This window comes from Pseudacidovorax sp. DMC4 (assembly GCF_056314265.1).
Genome location: NZ_JBQUYR010000006.1, coordinates 212,307 through 236,386 on the forward strand (window position 1 = coordinate 212,307; position 24,080 = coordinate 236,386).

The 24,080-nt window shown below is 72.8% G+C and carries 12 protein-coding genes and 1 tRNA gene (1 of these 13 only partly in view); 2 read left to right on the top strand and 11 right to left on the bottom strand.

Features of this window, described 5'->3' with window-relative positions; translation table 11 throughout:
* The 8 genes from ACT54X_RS13200 to ACT54X_RS13235 all read right to left on the bottom strand — a co-directional run.
* Positions 1–8,702 carry the 5' portion of an LEPR-XLL domain-containing protein gene (locus ACT54X_RS13200; RefSeq protein WP_476346934.1) on the bottom strand. Its footprint begins 38,311 nt before the window's first position, so only the first 8,702 of its 47,013 coding nucleotides appear in the window; the start codon lies at positions 8,700–8,702; its stop codon lies beyond the left edge, outside the window.
* Between the two features lie 171 nt (positions 8,703–8,873).
* Positions 8,874–10,463 (bottom strand): Lcl C-terminal domain-containing protein, encoded by a 1,590-nt coding sequence (locus ACT54X_RS13205; protein ID WP_294368009.1) that lies wholly within the window; start codon positions 10,461–10,463, stop codon positions 8,874–8,876.
* Entirely contained in the window at positions 10,447–12,402 is a 1,956-nt protein-coding gene (locus ACT54X_RS13210) for a hypothetical protein (RefSeq protein WP_476346936.1), read from the bottom strand. Before ACT54X_RS13210 ends, ACT54X_RS13205 begins: the two co-directional genes overlap by 17 nt.
* Complete coding sequence (locus ACT54X_RS13215) at positions 12,399–14,546, bottom strand: hypothetical protein (RefSeq protein ID WP_476346937.1); 2,148 nt, start codon at positions 14,544–14,546, stop codon at positions 12,399–12,401. Before ACT54X_RS13215 ends, ACT54X_RS13210 begins: the two co-directional genes overlap by 4 nt.
* A gap of 15 nt (positions 14,547–14,561) precedes the next feature.
* Positions 14,562–16,442 (bottom strand): hypothetical protein, encoded by a 1,881-nt coding sequence (locus ACT54X_RS13220; RefSeq protein WP_476346939.1) that lies wholly within the window; start codon positions 16,440–16,442, stop codon positions 14,562–14,564.
* Positions 16,442–17,308, bottom strand: a complete 867-nt coding sequence (locus ACT54X_RS13225; protein ID WP_294368002.1) for an efflux RND transporter periplasmic adaptor subunit — start codon at positions 17,306–17,308, stop codon at positions 16,442–16,444. Before ACT54X_RS13225 ends, ACT54X_RS13220 begins: the two co-directional genes overlap by 1 nt.
* Complete coding sequence (locus ACT54X_RS13230) at positions 17,305–18,840, bottom strand: TolC family protein (RefSeq protein WP_476346941.1); 1,536 nt, start codon at positions 18,838–18,840, stop codon at positions 17,305–17,307. The genes ACT54X_RS13225 and ACT54X_RS13230 overlap by 4 nt, the downstream gene beginning before the upstream one ends.
* Positions 18,841–18,883: 43 nt before the next feature.
* Positions 18,884–19,582 carry a SapC family protein gene (locus ACT54X_RS13235; protein ID WP_234193149.1) on the bottom strand — a complete coding sequence of 233 codons (699 nt, stop codon included), beginning with the start codon at positions 19,580–19,582 and terminating at the stop codon, positions 18,884–18,886.
* Positions 19,583–19,942: 360 nt separating this feature from the next.
* On the opposite strand from ACT54X_RS13235, the gene ACT54X_RS13240 reads away from it, so the two are divergent.
* Positions 19,943–20,584, top strand: coding sequence for a hypothetical protein (locus ACT54X_RS13240; RefSeq protein ID WP_294367994.1), 642 nt, complete (start codon positions 19,943–19,945; stop codon positions 20,582–20,584).
* Between the two features lie 49 nt (positions 20,585–20,633).
* On the opposite strand, the gene ACT54X_RS13245 is transcribed toward ACT54X_RS13240, so the two are convergent.
* The 3 genes from ACT54X_RS13245 to ACT54X_RS13255 form a co-directional block, all read right to left on the bottom strand.
* Complete coding sequence (locus ACT54X_RS13245; protein ID WP_294367990.1) at positions 20,634–21,527, bottom strand: LysR family transcriptional regulator; 894 nt, start codon at positions 21,525–21,527, stop codon at positions 20,634–20,636.
* A 242-nt stretch (positions 21,528–21,769) separates the two neighbouring features.
* Positions 21,770–21,844: transfer RNA gene (locus tag ACT54X_RS13250), tRNA-Arg, on the bottom strand.
* A complete protein-coding gene (locus tag ACT54X_RS13255; RefSeq protein ID WP_476347109.1) occupies positions 21,801–22,769 on the bottom strand; it encodes a TetR family transcriptional regulator in 969 nt (322 codons plus the stop codon). The genes ACT54X_RS13250 and ACT54X_RS13255 overlap by 44 nt, the downstream gene beginning before the upstream one ends.
* On the opposite strand from ACT54X_RS13255, the gene ACT54X_RS13260 reads away from it, so the two are divergent.
* Positions 22,760–24,037: an efflux RND transporter periplasmic adaptor subunit gene (locus ACT54X_RS13260; protein WP_354320437.1), complete on the top strand. Its 1,278-nt coding sequence runs from the start codon at positions 22,760–22,762 to the stop codon at positions 24,035–24,037. The two genes, ACT54X_RS13255 and ACT54X_RS13260, sit on opposite strands and share 10 nt — an antisense overlap.
* Positions 24,038–24,080: the final 43 nt, after the last annotated feature.

A 24,080-nucleotide genomic window follows, 5' to 3' on the forward strand; every position in this document is an offset into this window, starting at 1 on the left:
TCGGCACTGCTCTTCTCGATGGCAAAGTCGCCCTCGACGCGGAAGAAGCCGAAGACGTCAACGGTCAGGTGGCCGCTGGCCTGCAGCAGCTCGCCCTTGCTGCCGTCGAGGGCAAGCTCCAGATCGCTGCCGGTTCCGGTGCCGACCTTCAATTCGGTCTTGCCGGCGCCGTAGTCGACCACTTGGTCGCCGGCCTTGCCGGCTTGGTTCACCGCCACAGCGATGGCGCCCGCGGACAACTCCAGGCCGTCCACGCCCTGGAACTCGGCGCTCGTGGCCGTTGCCTGCAAGCTCGTCCACGTCCGTGCGGGCGTGGTGCTGCCTGCGGCCATCTGCTGGCTCATCAAAGCCAGGCCGAACTCGACGCCAGTCAGCTCCAGTCCCATCGCGCTACTGGTGCCGCCATTGATGCCGGCAAATGCGTCGACGCCCGTGCCGCCAATCGTGAGCAGGTCGACCTCGACCTTCTCCGCTTCGGCCTGGTCCTTGGCCTTCGCCAGCGTGACCTCCGCCGAACTCTTCTCGATGGCGAAGTCGCCCTCCGCACGGAAGAAACCGAAGACGTCGACGGTCAGGTGACCGCTTGCCTGAAGCAACTCGCCCTTGCTGCCGTCCAGCGTCAGTTCGAGGTCGCTGCCGGTTCCGGTGCCGACTTTCAGTTCGGTCTTGCCAGTGCCGTAGTCGACCACCTGGTCGCCGGCCTTGCCGGCCTGGTTCACCGCCACAGCGATGGCGCCGGCAGAGAGTTCCAGGCCGTCCACGCCCTTGAACTCGGCGCTCGTGGCCGTCGCCTGCAGGCTCGTCCACGTCCGCGCAGGCGTGGTGCTGCCTGCCGCCATCTGCTGGCTCATCAGCGCCAGGCCGAACTCGACGCCGGTCAGTTCCAGACCCATGGCGCTGCTGGTCCCGCCATTGATGCCGGCAAATGCGTCGACGCCCGTGCCGCCAATCGTGAGCAGGTCGACGTCGACCTTCTCGGCTTCCGTCTGGTCCTTGGTCTTGGCCAGGGTGACTTCGGCCGAACTCTTCTCGATGGCGAAGTCGCCTTCGACGCGGAAGAAGCCGAAGACGTCAACGGTCAGGTGGCCGCTGGCCTGCAGCAGTTCGCCCTGGTCGCCATCGAGCGCCAGCGCCAGTTCGGTCGCCGGTCCCGTGGCGATGCTCAGCGCCGTGGCGCCGTCGCCGTAGTCCACCACGGCGTCGCCGTCGCGGCTGGCCTGGTTGATGGCCACGCTGATGCCGGTGGCGGCGAGGGTCAGGCCATCGGTGCCCACCCATTCGGCCTGGGCCGCGGTGGCCTGCAGGCTGGTCCAGTGGCGCTCGGCGTCCAGCTTGTCGGTGACGAGCGCCAGCGCGAAGTCCACGCCGTCCAGCACCAGCCCGGTGCGGTCGTCGGCACGCCCGCCGTCCAGGCCGGCGAAGGCGTGGGCGTCATGCGCGCCCAGGGTGAGCAGGTCGACGGCCACATCGCTGCCGTCGGCCAGCGTCACCTGGCTGCTGCTGCGGTCGATGGCGAAGTCGCCGCCGACCTGAAAGAAGCCGTACAGGTCCACCTCCAGGTGGCCCCGCACGCGGGTGAGCTCGCCCAGCGCACCGTCCATGTCCAGGGTCATGGCCTGGCCGCCGGGCCCCGTGGCCACGTCCACAGACTGCGCCGCGAAGTCGATGACCAGCGTGCCGGCCGGCTCGGCCGGCGTGTGGTGGGTGAAGCCGTCCTGCAACTGCGACAGCACGGGCTGCTGCACCTCGGCCGTGGCCTGCACCTGCAGCGCCGCGACGTCCTCGCCGGCCAGGCTGCCACCGAAGCGCACCACCAGGTCCTGCCCGTTCCAGAAGGTGGCCTCGATCAGGGCTCCGTCGATGTGGGCACCGAAGGCCGCGGCCAGCGCCGCATTGATCTCGGCGCGGCTGCTGTCGAAGGCCAGCGCCGCGGTGGTCCAGGTCTGCCCACCGTGGCTGAAGGACAGCGTGAAGCCACCGCTGGTCGCCTGGGTGTCGAAGTGCACGCGCTGCGACTCGGCGCCCGCGGCATGGCCCTGTACGAGGTTGAAGGGCGCGGCGCTGGCATGGTCCAGGTCGCCGAAGTGGGTGGTGAAGTCGCCGATGTCCTGGTCGGCGCGGGCGCCGGTGAAGACCACGTCGTAGCTGGCGAAGCGGCTGCCCGAGGCATTGGCGTTGTAGGCCACATGCAGGTCGCCGGGCGCGAAAGCGTCCAGGGCGAGCAGCGCGGCTTCGATGGCCGCGGCCTGGGCGGCCGGGTCGTCGCTGTAGGCGATGGGGCCGGTGCGCACGCCGGCGTATTCGATGGTGAAGCTGCCCGAGGGGCGCATCTCGTCCACGCTCACCTGGCTGCGCAGGGTCGCCACGTCCTGGCCGACGAAGACGCCGCCGAACTGCACCAGCAGCGCGCCGCCGGCCGTGGTGCTGACGCTCACCTCGCCGCCGATGGCGGCGAAGGCGGCGTTCAGGGCGTCCTCCACCGCCTGCGCATCGGCGTCGAAAGCCAGCGCCGCGGTGGTGTAGGTGCGGCCGCCGAAGGCCAGCGACAGCGTGTAGTGGCCGGTGGCCGCGGTGTCGACGGCGATGCGCTGCACCTCGCCCGTGCCGCCGCCACCCTGGCGGATGTTCAGCGGCACCACGTCGCCCGACATGGTCTCGGTGACGATCAGGTCGCCGATGTCGGTGCCGGCCAGTGCGCCGAGGAAGCGGATGTTGTAGCGGTGGCCGCCCTGGCTCTGGGTGTCGAAGCGCACCTGCACGTCGCCGTCGGCGGCGCCCAGCAGGCCGACCAGCGCATCGTGGATGTAGCGCGCGTTGTTGGTGACGTCGTTGCCCACGAAGGTCAGCGTGCGCGAGCCGGCGACACCGTCGATTTCGAGGGTGTAGGTGCCCCGCGACGAGTAGGGCGTGGTGAAGAGCAGCTGCTTGACCTCGTCGGCCCCGGCGGTGGCCGCCACCACCTGCGCGATGCCGATGCCGACCGGCGGCGCGGGCACGCGCTCGGCCTCGATGACGATCTGCTTGACCTCGCTGGCGCCGGCCGTGGCCTCGGCCGCGGTGCCCACCGTGACCGTGACCGGCGCGGCATGGGCCTGCACCGTCAACGCCTGGGCCTGGGCCCCCGCCAGGGCGCCGACGAGTTCGATGGTGAAGCCTTCGGCCCGTGAGCCGCTGACCTTCACATTGCCCTGGCCGATGCCCGTGAGCCCTTCGAGCGCGCCGGTGAGCAGGGCGATGAGGGCGCTGCTGCTTTCGCGGCCGTCCAGCGCGAGCTGCGCCTGGTGGCCGCCGTAGTCCAGGTCCAGCGTGCCGGAGGTGCCGGCGGCCAGTTGCAGGTGCCACTGCGCGTTCTGCGTCTCGGTGCCGGCATCGACCGCGGGGATGGGCATGCCGCGGTTGATCTGCACCTGCAGGTCGGAGCCGGCGATGGTCACGCCGTCGAGCCCCACGAAGTCGGCCAGCTCGGCGCTGGCCTGCAGGCTGGTGAAGTGGCGGGCCGGCGCATCGCGGTCGGTGGCCAGCAGCAGGCCGAAGTCGGCCTGGCCCAGCCGCAGGCCCAGCGCGTCGTCGCTGCCGCCATGCAGGCCGGCGAAGGCGGACAGGCCGGCGCCGCCCAGCGTGAGGGTGTCCGCATGGATGACGCTGCCGTCGGACAGGGTCAGGTCCTGGCGCTTGCTCTGCAGCGCGAAGTCGCCTTCGACGGCGAAGAAGTCGAAGACGTTGAGTTCGATGTGGGCCGCGGCTTCGAGCAGCTCGCCGGCGCTGCCGGCGAAGTCCAGCGTGCGCGTGCTGTCGGGGCCGGTGGCCACGGGCAGCGGCTGCGCCGCCCAGTCGACCACCACGCCATCGGCATCGGCGCGGTTGATGCGCAGCTCGACCTGGCTGACGGTGGCGACCAGCCCGTCGACGCCGATGAAGGCGGCGCTGCCGGCGCTGGCTTCCAGTGCGCTCCAGTGGCGGGCCGTGCCGCCCGCCGCCTGCAGCTGCTCGGTGGCCAGCACCAGGCCGAAGCCGACGTCGTCGAAGCGCAGGCCGATGGCGTCGCTGCTGCCGCCGGCCAGGCCGGCAAAGCCGCGCGCATGGGCCGCGCCCACGGTGAGCAGGTCGACGTCGACCTGGGTGTGGTCCTCGTCGGCCAGGGTGACGGTGCCGCTGCTGCGGTTGAAGGCGAAGTCGCCTTCGAGCTGCACGAAGCCGAAGAGGTCGAGGGTGAGGTGGCCCGCAGCGCGGGTGACGGCGCCTTCGCTGCCGTCCAGGGCCAGGGTGAATTCGGTGTCGGCGCCGGTGTCCACGGCTAGGCCGTGGCTGCCCGAGAAGTCCAGCACCACGCCGTCGGCGGCGGCGCGGTTGATGGCCACGGACAGGTCCTGCCCGCTGGCGCTGAAGCCGTCGAGCCCGGTGAAGCCGGCCGTGCCCGCACTGGCCTGAAGCACGCTCCACTGGCGTGCCGGTGCGCTCTGGCCGGTGGCGGTCTTCTCGGTGGCCAGGGCCAGCGCCAGGTCCACGCCCGACAGGCCGAAGCCGGTGTCGCCGACGCCGGCGAAGGCCTCCAGGTCGTGCGCGCCCAGCGTCAGCAGGTGCACCTGCACATCGCCCGACTCGTCGGCGGCGGTGCCGGCCAGGTCGGCCGTGTGCAAGGTGGTGTCGTAGCGCTCCAGCGCGAAGCTGCCGCTGGCCTGGAAGAAGCCGAAGGCGTCCAGCCGCAGCGTGCCGGCGGCGCGGGTGATGGCGCCCTCGGCGCCGTCCATGTCGAAGGCCAGGCGGCCGGCGCCGGTGTCGAGCGCGAGTGCCGTGGCGCCGGCGGAGAAGTCGACCACCGGGCCGGAGGAGGCGCGGTTGATGGCCAGGCGCAGGTCCTCGCCGGCGGCCACGAGTCCGTCCACGCCGGTGAGCGCGGCACCGTCGGCGCGGGCCTGCAGGCTGGTCCAGTTGCGTGCCGGCTGGCCGGCCGCCACCTGCTCGGTGGACAGGGCCAGCGCGAAGTCCACGCCCGACAGCTGCAGCCCCAGCGCCTGGGCGGTACCGCCGCCGGTGCCGGCGAAGGCCTGCAGGTCGTGCCCACCCAGGGTGAGCAGGTCGGCCCGCACCTGGCTGTGGTCGGCCAGCGTGAGCGTCTGGGTGGACTTGGCCAGGGCGAAGTCGCCTTCGAGCTGCAGGAAGCCGAAGGCGTCCACGCGCAGGTGGCCGCTGGCGCGCAGCAGTTCGCCTTCGCTGCCGTCCATGGCCAGGGCCACCGTGGTGCCGGTGGTCACGGGCACGGCCAGCTGGGTGCGGCCGCTGGCGTAGTCCACCAGGCTGCCGTCGGCGGCGGCGCGGTTGATCTCGATGGACAGCCCGCTGCCGGACAGCGCGAAGCCGTCGATGCCCACCCAGGCGGCCTCGCCCACGCGGGCCTGCAGGCTGCTCCAGTGGCGCGCCTGCGCGCCGGCGCCCGCCTCGCTCAGCAGCGCCAGCGCGAAGTCCACGTCCGACAGGCGCAGGCCGAAGGCGTCGGTCTGGCCGTCGCGCACACCCGCGAAGGCGGCGATGCCGCGGCCGCCCAGGCTGAGCATGTCCACCTGCACCGGCGTGGCCGATTCGTCCACGTCGGCCGTGGCGGCCACGTCGGCCAGCACCACGGTCTGGCTGCTCTTGCGCAGGGCGAAGTCGCCCTCGGCGCTGAAGAAGCCGAAGGCCTGCAGGTCGAGATGACCGCTGACCTGCAGCAGGGTGCCGTCGCGCCCGTCCATGTCCAGCGCCACGGCATCGGCGCCCTCGCCCACCGTCAGGCCATAGGCCAGGTAGTCCACCACGGCGTCGCCCTGGCGGCCGGCCTGGTTGATCGTCAGGCCCAGGTCGCTGCCGGACAGCGACAGGCCATCGATGCCGCTCAGGCTGGCCGTGCCCAGCGTGGCCTGGGCGCTGACCCAGGTGCGGCTGGCATCGGCCGAGTCGGCCAGCAGCGCCAGGCCCAGGTCGGCGCCGGCCAGGTCGAAGCCCACGCCGCCGATGCCCACATGGCCGCCCGCGTCCTGCAGGCCGATGGCCAGCAGCTGCGCATCGACCACGCTGCCGTCGGCCAGCACCACCGATTCGCTGCGCCGGTCCACCGAGACGGTGCCCTGCGCCTGCACGAAGCCGAAGAGCGACAGGTCCAGCGTGCCCTGCGCATGCAGCAGCTCGCCGGCGGCGCCGTCCATGTCGAGCACGATCTCGCCGCCGTCGGCGCCGGTGGCCACGCGCAGCGGACTGCGGGCCAGGTCGGCCACGGGGTCGCCGGCCCGGCCGGCGCGGTTGATGGTGATGCCGAACTGGCTGCCGCTGGCCGAGACGCCCGGCACGCCCTGCAGCGAGACGGTCTCGGCCGAGGCCTTGAGGCCGGTCCAGGTGCGGCTCGCATCGCTGCGGGCACTCATGAGGGCGAGCGCGAACTCCACGCCCGTCATCTGCAGGCCGAAGGCGGTGCCCAGCAGGCCGGCGCTGGCGTCCAGATGGCTGGCGCCCAGCGTGAGCACGTCGGCCAGCACCGGCGTGTCGGGATCGCCGGCCAGCACGATCTGCGCCGTGCCCTTGTGCAGCGCGAAGTCGCCGGTGGCGCTGAAGAAGCCGGCGACTTCGAGCAGGCCCTGGCTGACGGCCACTTCCTGCACGCCGGCCAGCAGGCCGTCGCCGAAGGTGTGGCTGCCGCCCGCGGCGTCGACCACGGTGCCGCTGGCATCGGCGGCGGTGCTGTTCCAGCGCACGCTGGCCACGGCCGCGGCCAGGGTCACGTCCGCGCCCAGGGCGACGTCGATGCCGCCGGTGGCCTCCAGCACGGTGCCGCCACCGCCGGCCAGCACGAGCAGGCCCACATCGGCATCGGTCACGCCGGCATCGAAGGCGCCGCTGCGCAGCGCGACCGAGGCCTTGCTGGCCACGATGGCCATGGCGCCGTCGGCCCCGGGCTGGAAGAAGAAGTCGCCGTGGATGGCGATGCTGCCGCCCACCACGGCCTGCAGGCCGTAGATGCCCACCGTGGCCGCGCTGTGGCCCGGCAGGTCGGAGAAGGTGTAGGCGAAGTCGCCGAAGGCCAGCGCATGGCCGGTGAGCGCCTGCGCCTGCTGGTTGAAGCGCAGCGTGGCCGAGTCGGCGCTGACCGAGGCGAAGTCGCCGCCCTGCAGGAAGGCGCGGCCCGAGGCCTCCAGCGCGATCAGCCCGTCGCCGTCGACCACCAGGCCGAAGGCGCCGTGGTCGATGCCCACCGCCATGCCGCCGGCCTGCAGCCGCGCGCTGATGTCCTGGCCCGCGGCCTGGAGCGTGCCGTCGGCCACCGAGAAGCCCATGTCGCCTTCCAGCCGCAGGTCGCTCGCCACGGTCAGGCTGGCATGGCCGGCGAGGGTGGCGGCGTTGCTGTCCGAGCCCGTGCCGTCGAAGGTGTAGAGCACCTGCTGCTGCGCGTCGGTGATGTGCAGCGGCGTGTTGTGCAGGTCCAGGCTGCCGCTGTTGCCGGCGCCCAGCCCCAGGCTGAACTCCAGCGTGAGCTGCGTCGCGTCCAGCTGCATGGCCACGCCCTGCAGGCTGGCGCCGCTGGCCTGGCCCTGCGCCATCACCCAGCCGCGGTCGCTGCCGTCGGTGGCGGCGATGAAGACGATGCCCACGTCGGCGCCGCTGAACGCGAGGCCGGGCGCCTGGCTGTCGGTCGCGTCCAGGCCCAGGTAGCCGCTGCCGCCGGCCAGCGACAGCGTGAAGACGTCGTAGTAGCCCTGGTCGGCGCCCTCGCCCAGCAGCAGGTGCGCGGTGTGGCCCAGCTGGAAGTCGCCGGACAGGCTCAGGCCCTGGCCCAGGTCCACCGCGCCGCTGAAGGCCACGCTCTGGTTGTCGGCGAAGTAGGAATGGTTGAGGAACTCGCCGATGCGGTCGGTGGCCGTGGTGCCCGCGGCGCTCTGGGCCAGCGCGTCCACCAGGAAGGCCGCGGCCCCGTCGAGCTGGTGGGCCACCAGCACCAGTGCGCCGCCGCCGTTGTCGCCGGCACGCTGCTCGATGGTGAAGTACAGGTCGTCGTCGGCCTGCACGAAGCCCGTGCCGTGGGCGAAGCTGCCGCTGAGCTGGCCGTAGGTGAGGAAGGTGAACTCCTGCCCCTCGGTGGGCCGGAAGCCGTCGATCAGGCTGACGCTGAGCTTGCCGTCCAGCGTGGCCAGCTGGCTCACGTTGAGCTGGTCGTAATGGCCGCTGCCGGTGCCGGCGTCGCTGCCGCCCAGCTGGATCTCCAGCGTGCCGCCGGCCGACTGGGTGTACGACAGCACGTTCTGCACGCCGGGCGAATGCCCCGGGCTCACGGTGCCGCTGTTGAGCAGCGCCACGTTGAGCGAGCCCGAGCCGTACAGCGTCTCGTTGGCCGCCACGGCAAGCGTGCTGTCGAAATAGCCCTGGCTGGCGAGGTTGCCGACGTCGAAGACCTGGCTGTCGACGGAGAAGGTGGTGGGCACGGCCGTCAGGCGCGGCTGCTCGACCAGCGCCTGGTAGGCCTCGGGCGAGATCAGCGGCGAGGCCGGCGCCTGGCTGTCGGCGGCGTCGAAGTCGTAGGCGCCGTGCAGGGCCTGGGCATGGCCCTGGTCGTCCGGCATGACCACGGGCAGCACGCCCAGCACCGGGTCCGCCGACAGCAGCACGCGCGGCTCCAGGGCTTCCAGGCGCCAGGCGTCCCGCACCATGCGCGCCACCGTCTTCTTGAGTGCCTTCTTCATGATCTTCTCCGTCTCTCTCGTTTCCGATCGGGCCTCTCGCCGGCCCGTCTCGCCATCACGCCGCGGCTGGCCGCGGCATGCCCTGTGGTTGCGTCATCGGCCCGCCTGCAAGCGCGAAGCGCCCCCGTGCGCGATCGGCACGGGGGCGCGGCGCCAGCCGGCAGCCGGTTGTCATTGGCCCGCCCGCACCAGCCTCAGCCGGCGGTTGCCCGCCATGTCCGCGATGGCCACGTCGCCATCGACGAAGTCCACGTACCAGGCGCTGCCCGCACTGGGCACCGCCGGCGAGCTGCTCCAGTAGCTGGCGCCCGCGCTGTTGGGGAAGTACGCCCGGTTGAAGGCGGGGGCCCGGCAGTGGCGCTCGACCAGCGAGGCCAGCTCGTTGCGGTTGGGCAGGCGCCAGTCGCTGTAGCCCAGCCAGCCCGCGGCATTGGCGGCCGCCACCTGCGCCAGCGCGCCACTCCAGCTGAAGCTGGCGGCGCTGCCCGACTCGCAGCTGCCGCCGCTCTGGCCCTGCGGGCACTGCGCCCACATGAGCTGGGTGCGCCGGTCGGTGACGGTGCCGTCGCCGGGTGTGCTGTAGCGGTCGGACGCCGACTTGGCCGAATCGGCGGTGCACGGCGCCGCCGACGACAGGGCCGGCGCGCTGCCGCCGCTGACCAGCCGCAGCGACACGGCATTGCCGGGCGAATCGGCCTTGTTGCGCGGGCCCACGATGCCCAGCGAGAAGTCCACCACCCAGGCGGTCTGCGCGTCGTCGGGATAGGTGGTGTTGCTCCAGAACACCGAGCGCGCCTGGTTGCCCAGGCCGGCCAGGTCGGAGAACCACTCGGTGGTGGCGGCGACGCCGGTGCTGCGGCCGGCGTTGACCAGGCTGTCCAGCTCGCCGACCTCGGGCAGGCGCCAGTCGCTGGCGCCGCACAGGCGGGCGGTGTTGGCGGCGTCGATCTGCGCCTGCACGTCGGCGAAGGCGGTGGCGGCCGGCTGGCTCACGCCCTGCTGCACCTGCCACATCAGGCCGGTGACCGCGTCGCGCACGCAGGCCCAGCCGCTGGCCCCGGAGGCCATGGCCTGGCCGCTGGCCGAGACCTTGGCATAGCTGAAGCCGGCCGGGCCGTCGCTGCCGCCGCCGGTCAGGGCCCGGCTGTCGCGGCCGTATTCGGCATCCTGGCCCGCGAGGCCGCTGGCCGGGCAGGCCACCGCCGCGCCCGCCGCCGTGTAGCACTGGGCGATGCCGGTGTCGTTGAGGCCGCCCGCATCGTCGTTGAGGATGGTGCCGTAGGCCACCGGCGAATTGGAGGCGCCGCCGATGCTCACGCGGAAGCGCTTGTTGGCCTGGAAGGTGCCGTCGTCGCACAGCGGGATGGCGAAGGTCACGCTGGAGGCGCCGGCCGGCACCCGCAGCGAGGTGCCGTTGGCGGCCACGTAGTCGCCGCCGGCGGGGCAGTTGGCCCCGCCGCGGGCATAGCCCGCCACCGGCTTGGCGGCCAGGTTGGGGGCCAGGTCGGCCGTGGTGAAGGTGATGGTCTTGTCCACGTTGGGGCCGGACTCGACCTTGACCGTGAAGATGATGCCGTTGCCGGACTCCAGCGCGACGCTGTCGGCCATGCTGAGCACCAGCGGCGTCTCGGGCACCGGCAGGAAGAAGCCGCCGCCACCACCGCCGCCGCCGCCTCCGCCGCAGCCGGCGAGGGCCAGCACGAGCAGCGGCCAGGGGCGCGCGCGGCGCAGGGCGCGCATCGGTTCAAGGAAGGGGGGCATGCAGTTCACCTCGCAGGACAGGGGCTTCGCCGCGGGCGGCGAAGGAGAGTTGGAGCACGAGCTGCTGCTCGTGCAGGAAGAGCTGGCGCCGCTGGCGGCGCGCCTGGCGCGCGGCAACGGCGCGCTGCAGGCGCAAGCCGGTGCGCAGCAGCACCAGCGCCAGGGGATCGGCCAGGCGCGCCGGCAGGGCCGACTCCAGCCGCGCGACGGCGGCCGCCAGCGGCGTGCCGGCGGGGGCGGACCACAGCCGAAGGCCGCGGCGCGGCGCCGGCAGGCGCTGGCCGCGGGCATGGAAGAGCGCCTCGGTGCGGGCCGAATCCAGCGGCTCGGGCAGCAGCAGCTGCAGCGGCGTCGTGACCGGCACCGTGCGCACATCCAGGCCGGCCAGCAGCGGCTCGGGCACCAGCACGACCTCGCCGGGACGCAGCAGCCCGTCGTCGGGGCCCGGGGCGGCGGCGCCCAGCACGGCGGGGCTGAGGCCATGGGCGCGCAGCGCGGGCACCAGCAGGCGGAAGCTCTCCATGCGGCGCAGACCCACCAGCACGGCGGCGCCCTGCCGCACGGCCTCGGCCACGGCCTCGGCGGCCTGGCGGGCACGCACCTCGTCATCGGTCGCCGCCAGGGCATGCCGCAGGGCGAGCGGCGGGGCGGTGCGCGGCTGGCGCAGCACCACGGCGCCGTAGATGCGCCACAGCTCGGACTCCAGCCCGCGCAGCGACGAGGCGATGCCGCCCAGCAGCCGGTAGCCGCCGAAGAGCTCCTGGTGCGACAGCCGGCCGCGGGTGGCGGGCGGATGCGACAGCGGCAGGCCCTCGCGCGCCTCCAGCGCCTGCAGCAGGCCGGTGTGCAGGCTGCGCTCGGGCACCAGCTGCGCCAGCGGCATCTCGCCGCCCAGCACGATGCGTGCGCCGCCGGCCGGGCCGGGCTGCACGTCGTAGTGGCGGCCGCGCACCAGCCGGTCGCGCACCACCAGCGCCTGCATCAGCAGCTCGTCGCGCCGGCGGGGCGCGCGCCAGAAGGGGGGCAGCCGCGCCTCCACCTCGGCCAGCAGCGCCTGGCCCGCGGGGGTGAAGCGCAGCAGCCGGCGGCGGTCGTGGTAGTGCTCGCCGGCGCGGAAGCCCTCGGCCAGCCCCTGCGCGCAGGCGATGGCCTCCAGCAGCAGCGGGTTGTGGCCGGGCTCGCTGGCCACGTGCGGCTGCACGGCGTCGTCGATGAGCACGCGGTCGGCGTCGTCCACCAGGGCCCAGCAGGGCGTGGCGCGCGGCCACAGCGCGGGATCGCGCAGCCGGTCGGCCAGGAGGCGGCGGGCGGTGACGAGCAGCACCTGCGCGCCGTAGGCCTGCGGCGCGGCTTCTGCCGGGGCCTGGGGCGGCAGCACGGCGCAGGGCACGCCGCAGCGCAGGTACAGCGGCCCGAAGGCGGCGGCATGGCGCGCGGCCAGCAGTTCGTTGCCGCACACCAGGTGGCAGCGGCGGCCGGCCCAGGCGCCCAGCACGGCGGCCAGCGCGATGGCGAGGCTCTTGCCGCTGCAGGCGCCGGCCTCGACCAGCCGGCCCTGCGCCATGGCCAGGGCCGCCTGCAGCTGGGCCGGCGCGGGCCGCTGGCCCAGGCTGCGCGAGGCCAGCTCGGCCGCCGCCGCGGCAGCCGCGCCCCATGCGGGCACGGTGGCGCTCGTGGCGGCCTCGCCGGCGCGCAGGACGGCGGCGCGCAGGGCGTGGCGGGCCTGGCGCGCGCATGCCGCCAGCGCCTCGTCGTCCAGCCGCTGCAACGGCGGCTCGGCGGCGCGGGCCGCCTGCAGCAGGGCGGCCAGCATCGCCTGCCGGCGCCAGGCCTGCAGGCGCCACCAGCCGGGCAGCGTGCTGCGCCCGGCCCAGGGCGAGCGCAGCGCGGGCGCGGCCGGCGTGCTGTCGTGGGAGGCGTCGGCGCCGGGCAGGATCACAGCGCGTACCTCTTCTGCAGCAGTTGCAGGAAGCCCTTGTGGAAGCGATCCCACAGCGGCTGCGCGGGCAGGGCCACCCGCAGCACGCCGGACATGCCGGCATAGGTGGTGGCCGGCGCGCCGGCGGGCAGCGGTGCACGCAGTTCGAAGAAGGATTCGGCCGCCAGCGTGCCGGTGCTGTCGTCCGGCCGCACGGCCACCTCGCCGCCGCCGGGCAGGCCCAGGGCCGGCGAGGCCAGGCGCTCGCGCTGGTAGGGGATCACCTCCAGCCGCTGCACGGCGATGCCCTGCCCCGCCTGGCCGGCCAGCCGCAGCTCGCCGGCCACCGGCGGCGCGCCGAACAGGTCGGCCGCGTCGCCCTGCGCCAGCACGGCGCTGAAGCGGTAGTGGCCGGCATCGACCACCTCGCCCAGCAACTGGCCGCGCTCGATCCAGGCCTGGCGGCGCTCGTGCAGCTGGGGCGCCACCCATTCGCCGTCCTGCGGGGCGCGCACGGTGAGGCGCTCGCGCAGGGCGCGCAGTTCGTCCAGCTGCTGACGGGTGGCGTCGATGCGCACCTGCAGCGGCGCGGCGTCGGCGGGCGTGCGCTGCAGGGACTGCAGTTGCAGGGTGCGCAGCTCATCCAGCTGCAGGGCGGCCAGGTCGATGTTGAGGTCGAGGTCGGGATTGCGCAGCTCGGCCAGCACCTCGCCGCGGCGCACGCTCTGGCCGTGGCGCACGCGAAGCTCGGTGAGCACGCCGGGCGATTCGACGAAGAGCAGCGCGCGGCGCTGCGCCTCCAGCACGCCGGGCACGCGCACCGCATGGGGCAGCGGCACCCAGGCGGCCAGCACGTAGGCCACCAGCACCAGGCCCGCCACGGTGCCCACGGCGCGCGTGCGGCGCCCGGCCACGGCCGGGCCGGCCAGGTAGGCGGCGAACTTGCGCCCCGGCAGCACCAGCAGCGTGACGACGGTGGTGGCCAGCAGCGCCAGGCCGACGCCGAACCACTTGTCCAGCGTGGTCAGCAGGATGGTCGCGCTCAGCAGCAGGCGGTACGCGAAGCTGGCCCAGCCGTAGGCGGTGAACCACAGGCGCTCGGTCGCATCAGTGGCGGGGCCGGCGGCGGCGCGGTTGCCCAGCAGCACGCGGTCGCACCAGGCCAGCACCTGCTGCTGGCCCTTCTGGTAGAGGTTGGGCATCTCCACCAGGTCGGTGAGCACGTAGTAGGCGTCGAAGCGCAGCAGCGGGTTGCCGTTGAACAGCAGCGCCGAGACCGAGCCGATGAACATGATGTTGAAGGCCAGCCCGTTGAGCGGTCCCTCCGCCGTGTGGGCCCACACCAGCGCGGCCAGGGCGGCGAAGAACAGCTCGGTGGCCACGCCCGCCAGGCCCACGTAGGCGCGCCGCCAGCGGCTGCCGAAGCCCCAGGTGGCGGTGGCGTCCACGTAGGGCAGCGGCGTGAAGATGAGGAACATCACGCCGAAGGTGTGGACCTGCCCGCCGTAGCGCTTGACCACGAAGGCATGCGCCGTCTCGTGCAGCACCTTCAGCAGCGTCATGCCCAGGTAGAGCCAGGGCAGGTTGGACAGCGAGAGCACGCCGTCGGCATGGCGGCCCAGGCGCTCGGAATGCTCCACCGCCGTCCACACGCCGGCCAGCACGGCCAGCAGCCACACCACGCCCGCGGCGCGGCCGGTGCAGGCCATGACGAGCGGACGCAGGCGGTCGAGCAGCCGGTTGGGGTTGAACACCGGCACCCGCACGTACAGGAAGGACAGCAGCTTGCCCTGCAGCTCGCGGTCCTTCTGGCGGCGGCTGCGCTCGTCGATGGCATGGCTGTCGGGCGAGCCGGCCGTCACGAGCATGTTGGACACGTGCAGCTGCGACAGCAGGCGCACCACCTCGTCCTGCCCCGGCGCGGCGGCGCCGTGCACGCGCACGTACTCGCGCCAGACCTCGTCGACGGTGCGGCCGGTGTCGAGCGCGCGGGCGAAGTCGTAGGCCTGCGGCGTGACGCGGAAGAAGCGGTGGGCGTAGACGTCCTCCAGCACGAACCACAGCTGGCCGCGGTAGCGCTGGGCCCGCGCCTGCACGGCCGGCTGCAGCGCCACGCGCTGGCCGGCCACGCGGTACCAGGTGTCACTGAAGGCGGCGCCGGGCATGTCGTGTGCGCTCCGCTACCACCACAGCCACAGGCGCAGCTTGTCCACCAGCCGGTGGGTCAGGATCCACGCCACGTTGCGTTCGCCCGCGTCGATGCGCACGGCGCCACTCATGCCCGGCCGCCACCAGTCGGCGGCGGGCTGCTGCATCTCGGCGCGCAGCAGGAACTGGTTGCCGTCCTGGCCCTTGGTCTGGGCCACGGGGATCACCGCCGTCACGCGCAGCGGGATGCGGCGGTCGGGGTCGCTGACCAGCACCAGCTCGCCGCTGGCCTGCGCGGGCACCAGGGGCATGTCGCCCTCGGGCACGGTGGCCACCACGTACAGGCCCTCCACGCGGGCGATGCGAAAGAGCTTGTCGCCCTTCTTGACCGGGGCGCCGAGCAGGTCCTTGCGCTCGCCCTCGACGATCACGCCGTCGAAGGGCGCACGCACTTCGGCCTGGGACAGCGCCTCGCGCACGCGGGCCAGGCGCGCCTGGGCCTGGCGCTGGCGGGCGCTGGCCACTTCCATCTCGGCCCAGGCGGCGGCGGCGCGCGCCTTGTCGGCCTCGGCGCCGAAGCGGCGCATCTCGGCATCGGCATCGTTCTCCTGCTGGCGCAGCTCGCGCGTGTCGAGCGTGGCCAGCAGTTGGCCGCCCTGCACACGCTCGCCGGCACTGGCCTCGGCGCTGTCGACGCGGCCGTCGTAGCCGGCCGCCAGCAACCGCGTGCTGTCGGTGGCGAGCTGGCCGGTGCCGTGCACGCGGTAATCCCAGGTGGCGAAGGCGGCATACAGCACGAACAGGCCGGCCGCGACGGCCACGGCCTTGGGCCAGACATGGCGCGGCCCCAGCCAGGACGCCAGGCGCAGCCGCAGGGCGTCGCGCGCACGCAGGCCCCACCAGCGCTCGCGCTGGCGCAGCTCGGCCAGGCGCGGCAGCACCAGCGCGGCCATGCCACGCACCCGGGCCAGGCCGGGCTCGTCCACGCCGCGGCCTTCGGGCAGCGCAAAGAGCAGCACGGCCTCGGGCGGGCCGTCCTCGGGGCCGATGGCCATGGCGCACGCCGCGGGCAGGCCCAGGGCCTCGCCCAGGCGCTGCAGCACGGGCGCCTGGTCGGCCTGCAGCACGCCCTCGTGCGCCAGGCTCTCGTCCATGGCGGCCTCGACCAGGGCGACCAGGTCGGTGCCGGCCTCGAAGCGGTCCAGGTGGCTGATGGCGGCCAGCTGCGCACGGCCCTCGTCGACCCAGCCCAGGGCCACGTGCGAGGCGCCGCAGAGGGCGGCCAGGCCGTTGACCAGGGCCAGCCGGGCGGCACTGCCGTGGGCCTCGCGCTGCACCTCGGTGGCCAGCGCCAGCAGGGCGGGCAGCGTGGGCGAGGCGGCCGGGACGCCCTCACCCACCGGCGCGCCGGCCGCGGCGCCGACGCCCGGCATGTCGGCCACGAGCTGGGCGCGCAGGGCCAGTTCGTTGAGGCTGGCGCGCTCGCGCTGGGGAATCTCGATGAGGGCCAGCACCGGCCGCTCGCCGGCCTGCCGCACGGCCAGGTGGAACAACGCGACGCCCTCGTGCGTGACGGGCATCAGCGCAAAGCCCTTGTCGGCCGCACGCGGCGCCAGGGCCTGCAGGCTGGCCAGCGTGGCGGCCTCGATCACGCCCGCCACGGGCAGGGCCGCCTCGGCGGCGGCGCCCAGCCACTGCCAGCCGCTGCCGTCGGCCAGCACGGAATCGGCGGTGGCATCGACGCGGCCGGCGATCCACACGCGGCGGGCGCGGCACAGGTGACGCAGGCCCGCGGCGTACTCGTCCCAGAAGCCGGGCTCGCCACTGGAGCGGCGGCGCAGCGCCTGCAGGGCCTGCACCAGCCCCAGCGCGTCCGGCGCGCCGAGCGTGTGGGGATGGTCGGCCGCGCCCATCAGCGGCTCCCTTCCTGAAGGTCCACGATGCCCTTGATGCCCGCGGGCACCGCGCCCTTCGGGTTGGCGAAGCCCAGCCGCACCTCGACCAGGCCGCTCGCGGCGTCGATGACGGGCGCGATGTAGCTGACACGGGCGCGCACCGGTGCCACGCCCGTGGCCGGGTCGAAGCGCACCGGCAGCTCGGCGCCGGCCTTGAGCGGCAGCGCGGCGGCCGGCGGCAGGTTGAGCTTGAGGTAGCAGTTGTCGGCATCCACCAGCTGGATCAGCGCGTCGCCGGGCTTGGCCCATTCGCCCACGTCGGTGTCCACGCGCGTGACCACGCCGGCCACGGGGGCGCTCAGGCGGCGCAACTCGCGCTCCTGCTCGGCCGCAGCCAGCTCGACACGCTCGCGCACCTTCTGCGCCTGCAACTGGGCGACGCGGCCGCGCGCGGTGACCAGGTCCAGCTCCAGCCGCGCGACCTCGTCGCGGCTGACCGCGCCGCGGGCGTTGAGCAGCTTGCGCGTGTCCTCGTACAGCGGCGCGAGGGTGCGCACGCGCTCCTCGGTGGCACGCAGCTCGGAGAGGTCGTCCAGCATCACCCGGCGCCGCTGAACCTCGGTGGCCTGGATGCGCTCGTCGATGTAGAGCAGCGGCGTGCGTGCCTCCACCCGCTGGCCCACGGCCACGGGCACGCGGGCCACGACGCCGGGCACGCTCACGCTCAGCAGCAGGTCGTGCCGCGCATGGACCAGGCCGGTGAATTCGCGCGCATGCAGCGCGGCGCTGGCGGCCAGCAGCAGCAGGCCGAAGGCCGCGGCGCGCACATCGAGGGCGGCGGCGTGCCGGCCCCGCAGGCGATCGGTGCCGGGGCGTCGTTTCATTGCCATGTGACGTCCACGCCGTAGACGGTGAGCAGCAGCCCTTCGGACTGCTGGAACAGGGTGAGGGCCGTCCACAGCCGGGCCTCGCCCTCGATCAGGCGCAGCTCGCTCTCCAGCGTCTCGGCCTCGCGGCGCAGCACGCGGGCGCGCGGCACCAGTTGGTCGCGCAGGCCGGACTCGTCGGCCCGCAGCAGGCGGGCGCGGCTGTCGAGGTCGGCGCGCAGCTGCTCGACATCGCGCCGGGCCAGCTGCAGCGCCTCGGACCGGCTGCGCCAGTCGTTGGCGAAGCCGATGCGGGCGTTGCGTGCCTCCAGCTCGGCCTGCTCCAGCTTGAGCTGCTGGCCCTGGTACTGGGCCTCGGGGCGCGTGGTACCGCCCAGCGGCTGCTCGTAGTACAGGCCCACGTACCAGTCGGGGTAGCGGTTGTGGGGCACGGGGTTCATGGCCGAATGGGGATTGCGGCCCAGGCCGTGCGAGCCCCAGTTGGCCTGCAGGTCCAGCTGTGGTTGGGCCTGGTTGCGCGCGAAATCCAGCCGGTGCTGGTTCTGGCGCACGCGCAGGCTGGCGATCTGGAAGGGCGGCCACTGGTCGAGGCGGCGCTCCCAGGCCCCGGCGGCTGCGGCCTCGTCGCCGGGCACCGGCGCCAGCGCCGGCAGGGCCCAGGCGCCGTCCTCGGGCGGCAGGTCCAGCAGCGTGCGGATGCGGGCCTCGGCCTCGACGATGGCCTGGCTGCTGCGCAGCAACTCGCTCTCGCGCATCGACAGCAGGGCGCGGGCCTCGTCCTCGACGGTGACGGCCACACGGCCGGCGGCCGCGCGCTCGCGCGCATCGGCCAGCGCTTCGCGGGCGTTGTCCAGCAGGCGCTGGCGCAGCGGGTGCGAGCGATACGCACGCTGCAGTTGCCAGTAGGCGGACAGGGCCTCGCTGCCCATCTTGAGCAGCTGCTGGCGGAAGGTCCAGTAGCCCACCTCGCGCTCGAGTTCGGCCACGCGCAGGTCGGCCTCGACGGCATCGGTGCCGCGGCCCTTGAGCAGCGGCTGGCGCACGGTGACCACCAGTTGCGCCGTGGCCTCGCGGTCGCTGCCATCGTTGTAGAGGGCCTCGATGAGGTTGTTGCGGCGCAGGGAGCGCTGCAGGCTGGTGCTGATCTCCGCGCCGGTGGAGGCGCGCATGCGCAGCCCGGCCTCGGCGGTGTTCACCATCTCGTCCAGCACCGAGGTGCGGGCGGCCAGGGACGAGAGCTGCTCCTCGGCCGTGCGCTGGCGGCGCCGGCTTTCGTGGCGCACCGAGCCGAAGGCCGTCGGCTGATAGAGCGAGGCCTCGGCCGCCAGGCCGCGGTCGGCGATGCGGGCCTGCAGGCGTGCATAGGCGATCTCGGCATTGCGGTCCACCACCAGCTGGATGAAGCGGCGGGGCGTGAGCGTGCGTGCATCGGCCGCCGAAGCGGCGGCCGACTGCGCCGCCGCGCCCGGCAGCGCGAGCGCGCAGGCGCCCGCGGCCAGCATCGCGACCCAGCCTGCGCGCGGCTTCATGCCGCGCCTTGTCGACGCCCGCCTGCGCACGGCCCGCGTCTTCTTACTTGCCGGCGCGCTTGTCGGCCAGCGTGACCAGCCGCTCGATCTGGGCCAGCGAGATCAGCTGCGCATAGATCGCAGGCAGGTAGCGCTTGGCACGGATTTCCAGGAAGCGCTCGTCCGAGAGGTTGTTCAGGCGCTCTTCGTTGATCACGTAGCAGCCGGCGATGTTCTTGATGCCGGCCGACTCGCGCACGCGCATGTTCAGTGGCGTGAGCATGTTGTGCGCGGCCAGGAACTTGGCGAACTCGCGGGTCAGCGCGTCCATCTGCTGCAGCTCGGACAGGTAGCGCTTGACGTTCTCGATGACCTGCGTGGGCTCGCCCTTGTCGTCGAACAGCGGGCTGCCTTCGGTGCTGCTCACCAGCTCGCTGCCCTCGTCGATGCAGATGGTGAACTGGCCTTCCTTGTCGGACGAGGCCAGCGCGAAGGGATAGCGGCGGATGATCGCCGGCACATAGGAGGCGTCCCATTTGCCGTCGGCACCAACGAAGAGGTTGGTGCCCGCATCGAGGCCCAGCAGGGCCACGGGCCGGAACTCGTCCTTCTCCTTGTCTTCGAGGAAGACGATGGGATAGATCGCCGCGGCACGGGCGAACTCGTGCATGGTGACGTAGGCGATGTGGAACTTGGAGGCGAAGGAAAAGCCCGTGATTTCCTTGATGCGCGTTTGCGCATGGCGCTCTTTGTTGACGGGCACGACCTTTTCAAACAACTGACGTTCTCCTTGGACAGATTCAAGCCGGATTGCCATCGGCTTGGCGGCCAGGAGCCCAAGGCACGGCACGCCGGCGCCGGGCATTGCTTGCATGCATGCCCTGCGTCGGCCACCCACCTCCTCAGCCCTTCCAGATCCCCGCTCTCCTGATGGCGGCACGAGTATTGGGCGGCGCCTCTTTCACCGCGATGGTGCATCGCGCATCAGGTGTTAACTGGCTGACATATCTCTGACTGGGCGCCGCGGCGCCTTCGACGGGCGCGGTGGGCAGATGTCAGCGACTTGTCATTTCGGAGCCGTTTCCGCTCGGCAGCGACCTGGGGGCTTCCTACATTGACAGCCATGCTGGAAGCCCTGCCATTGCTGCGAACAGGCACCGACGAGCGCGTCGCGGGGCGGCGCTGCCTGTTCCCGCCGGTGCCGGCGCGGTATGGGAGCGCCACTGCGCGGGCGGACGGCGCGCGCCCGGGCGGCGAGCTGTCGGGCTCGCGCGCGGCGCTGGTGACGCTGCCGGACCTGTGGGCCATCCGCGCCGCCTATGGCGAGGACGTGGCGACCGGCGCGAGCCGGGAATTGCTGCGCCGCCTGCGCCAGGCCGTGACGGACCCCCGCCGCGTGGCCGTGCTGGCCGAGGACTGTTTCGTGGCCTGGCCCTGCACGCCGGACGCCCACCAGGAACGCCAACGGCTCGCCGATCTGGTGCGTGCGCTCGGCCGCCCCATGTGGCCCGAGGGCATCGGCTGCGTGGCGGCCGTGGATGCCGAATGGGTGGACCTGGCCGGCAGCGAGGGCGAGGAACTCGACCCATGGGACGCGGGCCATCTGCGCACCATCGCGGCCCTGCGCGCACCGGCACGGCCCACGGTCGATGCAGACTGGCTGCGCCGCTACCGCTGCGGCATGGACGGCGCGGTGCGCGCCGGCTCCCACCCGCGGGCCGCGGCGCAGCGGCCACCCGTCACGGCCGTCGCGCACGCAGACTGAACCCTGACCTTCGGCATCCTTCGAAACCCGGAGCGCGGTCCCGCCACGCTCACTGGACATCCAGGCCGAAGCGATCCAGGAGGCGCAGCATCGCCGACAGCGCCGCACTCTTGTGGCGTCGCTCGGAATAGGCCGCATAGACCCAGAGGTCCTTGGGCATGTGCTCGTCCAGGGCCTGTACCAGTTCCCCATTCGCCAGGAAGGACGCCACGGCGGGCTTGGGAGCGACCGCGATGCCGACGCCCCGCAACGCCAGTTGGACCACGGCCACCGGGTCGTTGACCTCGATGACGCCAAGCCGATGGGCGACCGGCGCGTCCGGCCGACGCGCCGGCGCCAGGCTCGCCGCCGCCCAGGCGCTGTACTGCAGCACGTTGTGGTGGGTCAGCTCCTCGAGCGTGGCCGGTCTGCCGAAACGCTCCCAATAGGCCGGCGCAGCGCACAGCACCAGGTCGAACTTCATCACGCGGCGCGCGATGAGGTGCTGGTCGGCGATGGTGCCGCTGCCGAAGTGCAGGTCCACGCCCTCGCGGATGAGATCGATCGGTTCGTTGGTGAAGCGCAGGGTGAGCCGCACGTCCGGGTAGCTGCGCACATAGGTGGCGATGATGTCGCTGAAGCCGCCGAACATCAGGCCGTAGGGTGCGCTCAGCGTGAGCCCTCCCTTGGGCAGCGATCCGAATTCGCGCAGTTCGTCCATCATTTCCTCTGCGTAGGAAACGAGGTAGGTGCTGCGCTCGAGCAGACGCTGGCCGGCATCGGTCAGGCTGATCGCGCGGGTGGAGCGGTGCAGCAGCCGCACGCCGAGCCGCCGCTCGAGTTCCGCCACGTACTTGCTGGCCGTTGCCTTGGACAGCTGCAGCGAGACGGCCGCCTTCGAGAAGCTGCCACGGCTGGCAACTTCATGGAAGGTCTTGATCAGGTCGAGGCTGTCGACCGACATGCGGCTTCATCAACGGCCGAAGCCGATGCCTGTGCATCCGGTTGAAATCGGCCCGCCGCACGAACGGGCTCCGGGGCTCGGGAACGCATGAACATCCGCATCGCCGAAGCATAAATGAACTTGTTGGTTCATTTATCTTCGAGAAGCCGCATGTCGGCCCCGGGGCCGGGGCGCGGTCCTTCGCATCGGCGAGAACAAAAGAAAAACCCGGCTACGTCAGAAACGTAGCCGGGCTTTGTGTCTGGTCCCGCCGCCAGGAATCGAACCTGGATCTCAGCCTTCGGAGGGCCGAATTCTATCCGTTGAAATACGGCGAGAAAGTCGCGCCGAGTTCGGCCGCGAACCCGGCATTATGACCGATCTTCTGCGCTTGGCGTGCTCGGCGCGCCCCGCCGGCAGGACGGGCGCCGCCGCATCGGCCGCCTCCCCACCGCGGGGAAGGCCGAGGCCGGCGAGATAGACACCGAAGAGCCGACGGCCCGCGGGCACGAGGTCGAAGGCGGCCGGCTCCAGCAGCCAGTCGTCGATCAGGCCCGACATCAGGGCATGCAGGCCGTGCGCCGCGGTGCGGGCCGGCACCGGCAGCCGCAGCCCGCGCATGCGCGCAGCCAGCCGCAGGGCCTTCTCGAAGTCCATGACGCACGCATCGCGCGCGCCCAGGTGCCGCTGCTGCACCGAGGCCATCTCGTCCGTGTACTCGACCTTGTGCACCGCGATCTGGAAGACGCGGCGCACCTGCGGGTCGTCGGCGATGAGCGCCAGCGCCTGCGTCATGCCCTGCTCGATCAGGTCCAGCGGATCGACCCCGGCCGGCGCCGCCGCCTGGCGCACGCCCTTCTCCATCGGCAGCGTGACCCGCTCCATCATGGCGTTGAAGAGGTCGGCCTTGTCCTTGAAATGCCAGTAGACGGCGCCGCGGGTGGCCCCCGCTTCCTCGGCGATCTGCTGCAATGACGTGCGCGACACGCCCTGGGCCTGGAACAGCCGCTCGGCCGCATCGAGCAGGCGATGGCGAGTGGCCAGGGCTTCTTCCTTCGTGCGCCGTACCACGGCATCTCCTTGGCAAGAAAACGAAATAAACCGAAACGTGAGGGCCGCGACTATACATTCAAGAATGTATGTAAACTTGCTGCCCCGGCAAGCTTCTGGCGCCCCGATCTGCCTGCACGCATGATCGATCCGCGGCGCGTCCGCTTCCTCCGCTTTTTCAATCCCACTCCAAGAGGATTCGCATGCCTGCATCGCATGTTGTTGCAAGTCGTTCGATGTTTCGTCCCGGTTCGCCCCTGACCCTCGCCGCCACCGCGGTCCTTCTGAGCCTGGCCCTGGTGGCCTGCGGCAAGAAGGACGCCGCGGCACCGGCCGGCGGTCCTCCGGGCGGCGGCATGCCGGCCCCCGAGGTCGGGGTGGTGGTCGCCACCCCGGGCGAAGTCGGACTGGTGACCGAACTGCCCGGCCGGCTCGAGGCCACGCGCGTCGCCCAGGTGCGCGCCCGTGCCGCCGGCATCCTGCAGAAGCGCCTGTTCGTGGAAGGCAGCGACGTGAAGGCCGGCCAGCCGCTGTTCAGGATCGACGCCTCGCCCTACGAGGCCACGCTGCGCAGCGCCGAGGCGACCCTGGCGCGCGCCGAGGCCAACGCGGCCCAGGCGAAGGCACTGGCCGATCGCTACAAGCCCCTGGTCGAGGCCAACGCGGTGAGCAAGCAGGACTATGCCAACGCCATCGCCTCGCAGAAGGCCGCCGAGGCCGACGTGCTGGCCGGCCGCGCCTCCGTGACGACGGCCCGCATCAACCTGGGCTATGCCACCGTCACGGCCCCCATCTCGGGCCGCATCGGCCGCGCGCTGGTGACCGAGGGCGCGCTGGTGGGCCAGGGCGAGGCGACCCAGCTCGCCACCATCCAGCAGATCGATCCGCTCTATGTCAACTTCACGCAGTCGGCGACCGAGGTGATGCGCATGCGCCGCGCGATGGCGCAGGGCAAGCTGCAGCGCGCCAGCGGCCCGGACGCCGCCGACGTGCGCATCGTGCTGGAGGACGGCACCGAGTTCGCCCAGCGCGGCCGCCTGCTCTTCTCCGACCTGACGGTGGATGCGAGCACCGGCCAGATCACCCTGCGCGCCGAGGTGCCCAACCCCAAGGGCGAGCTGCTGCCGGGCATGTACGTGCGCGTGCGCACCGAGCAGGCCCAGGTCGACAAGGCCATCAGCGTGCCCCAGCAGGCCGTCACGCGCACCGACCAGGGCGACACCGTGACCATCGTGGGCCAGGACGGCAAGCTGTCCAAGCGCAACGTGAAGATCACCGCCGGCAGGAACAACCGCTGGATCGTGACCGAGGGCCTCAAGGAAGGCGAGCAGGTGATGGTCGACGGCTTCCAGAAGCTGCAGATGCTGCCGCCCGGCACGCCGGTGAAGGCCGTGCCCTGGCAGCCGCCGACGACCGCCGCCGCAGCCCCGGCCGCTGGCGCATCGGCCCCCGCGGCCGCGGCCGCACCGGCCAAGCAATGACGCCGGCCCGCAACCCCGACTGATCACGAAGAAGGAACGCGAG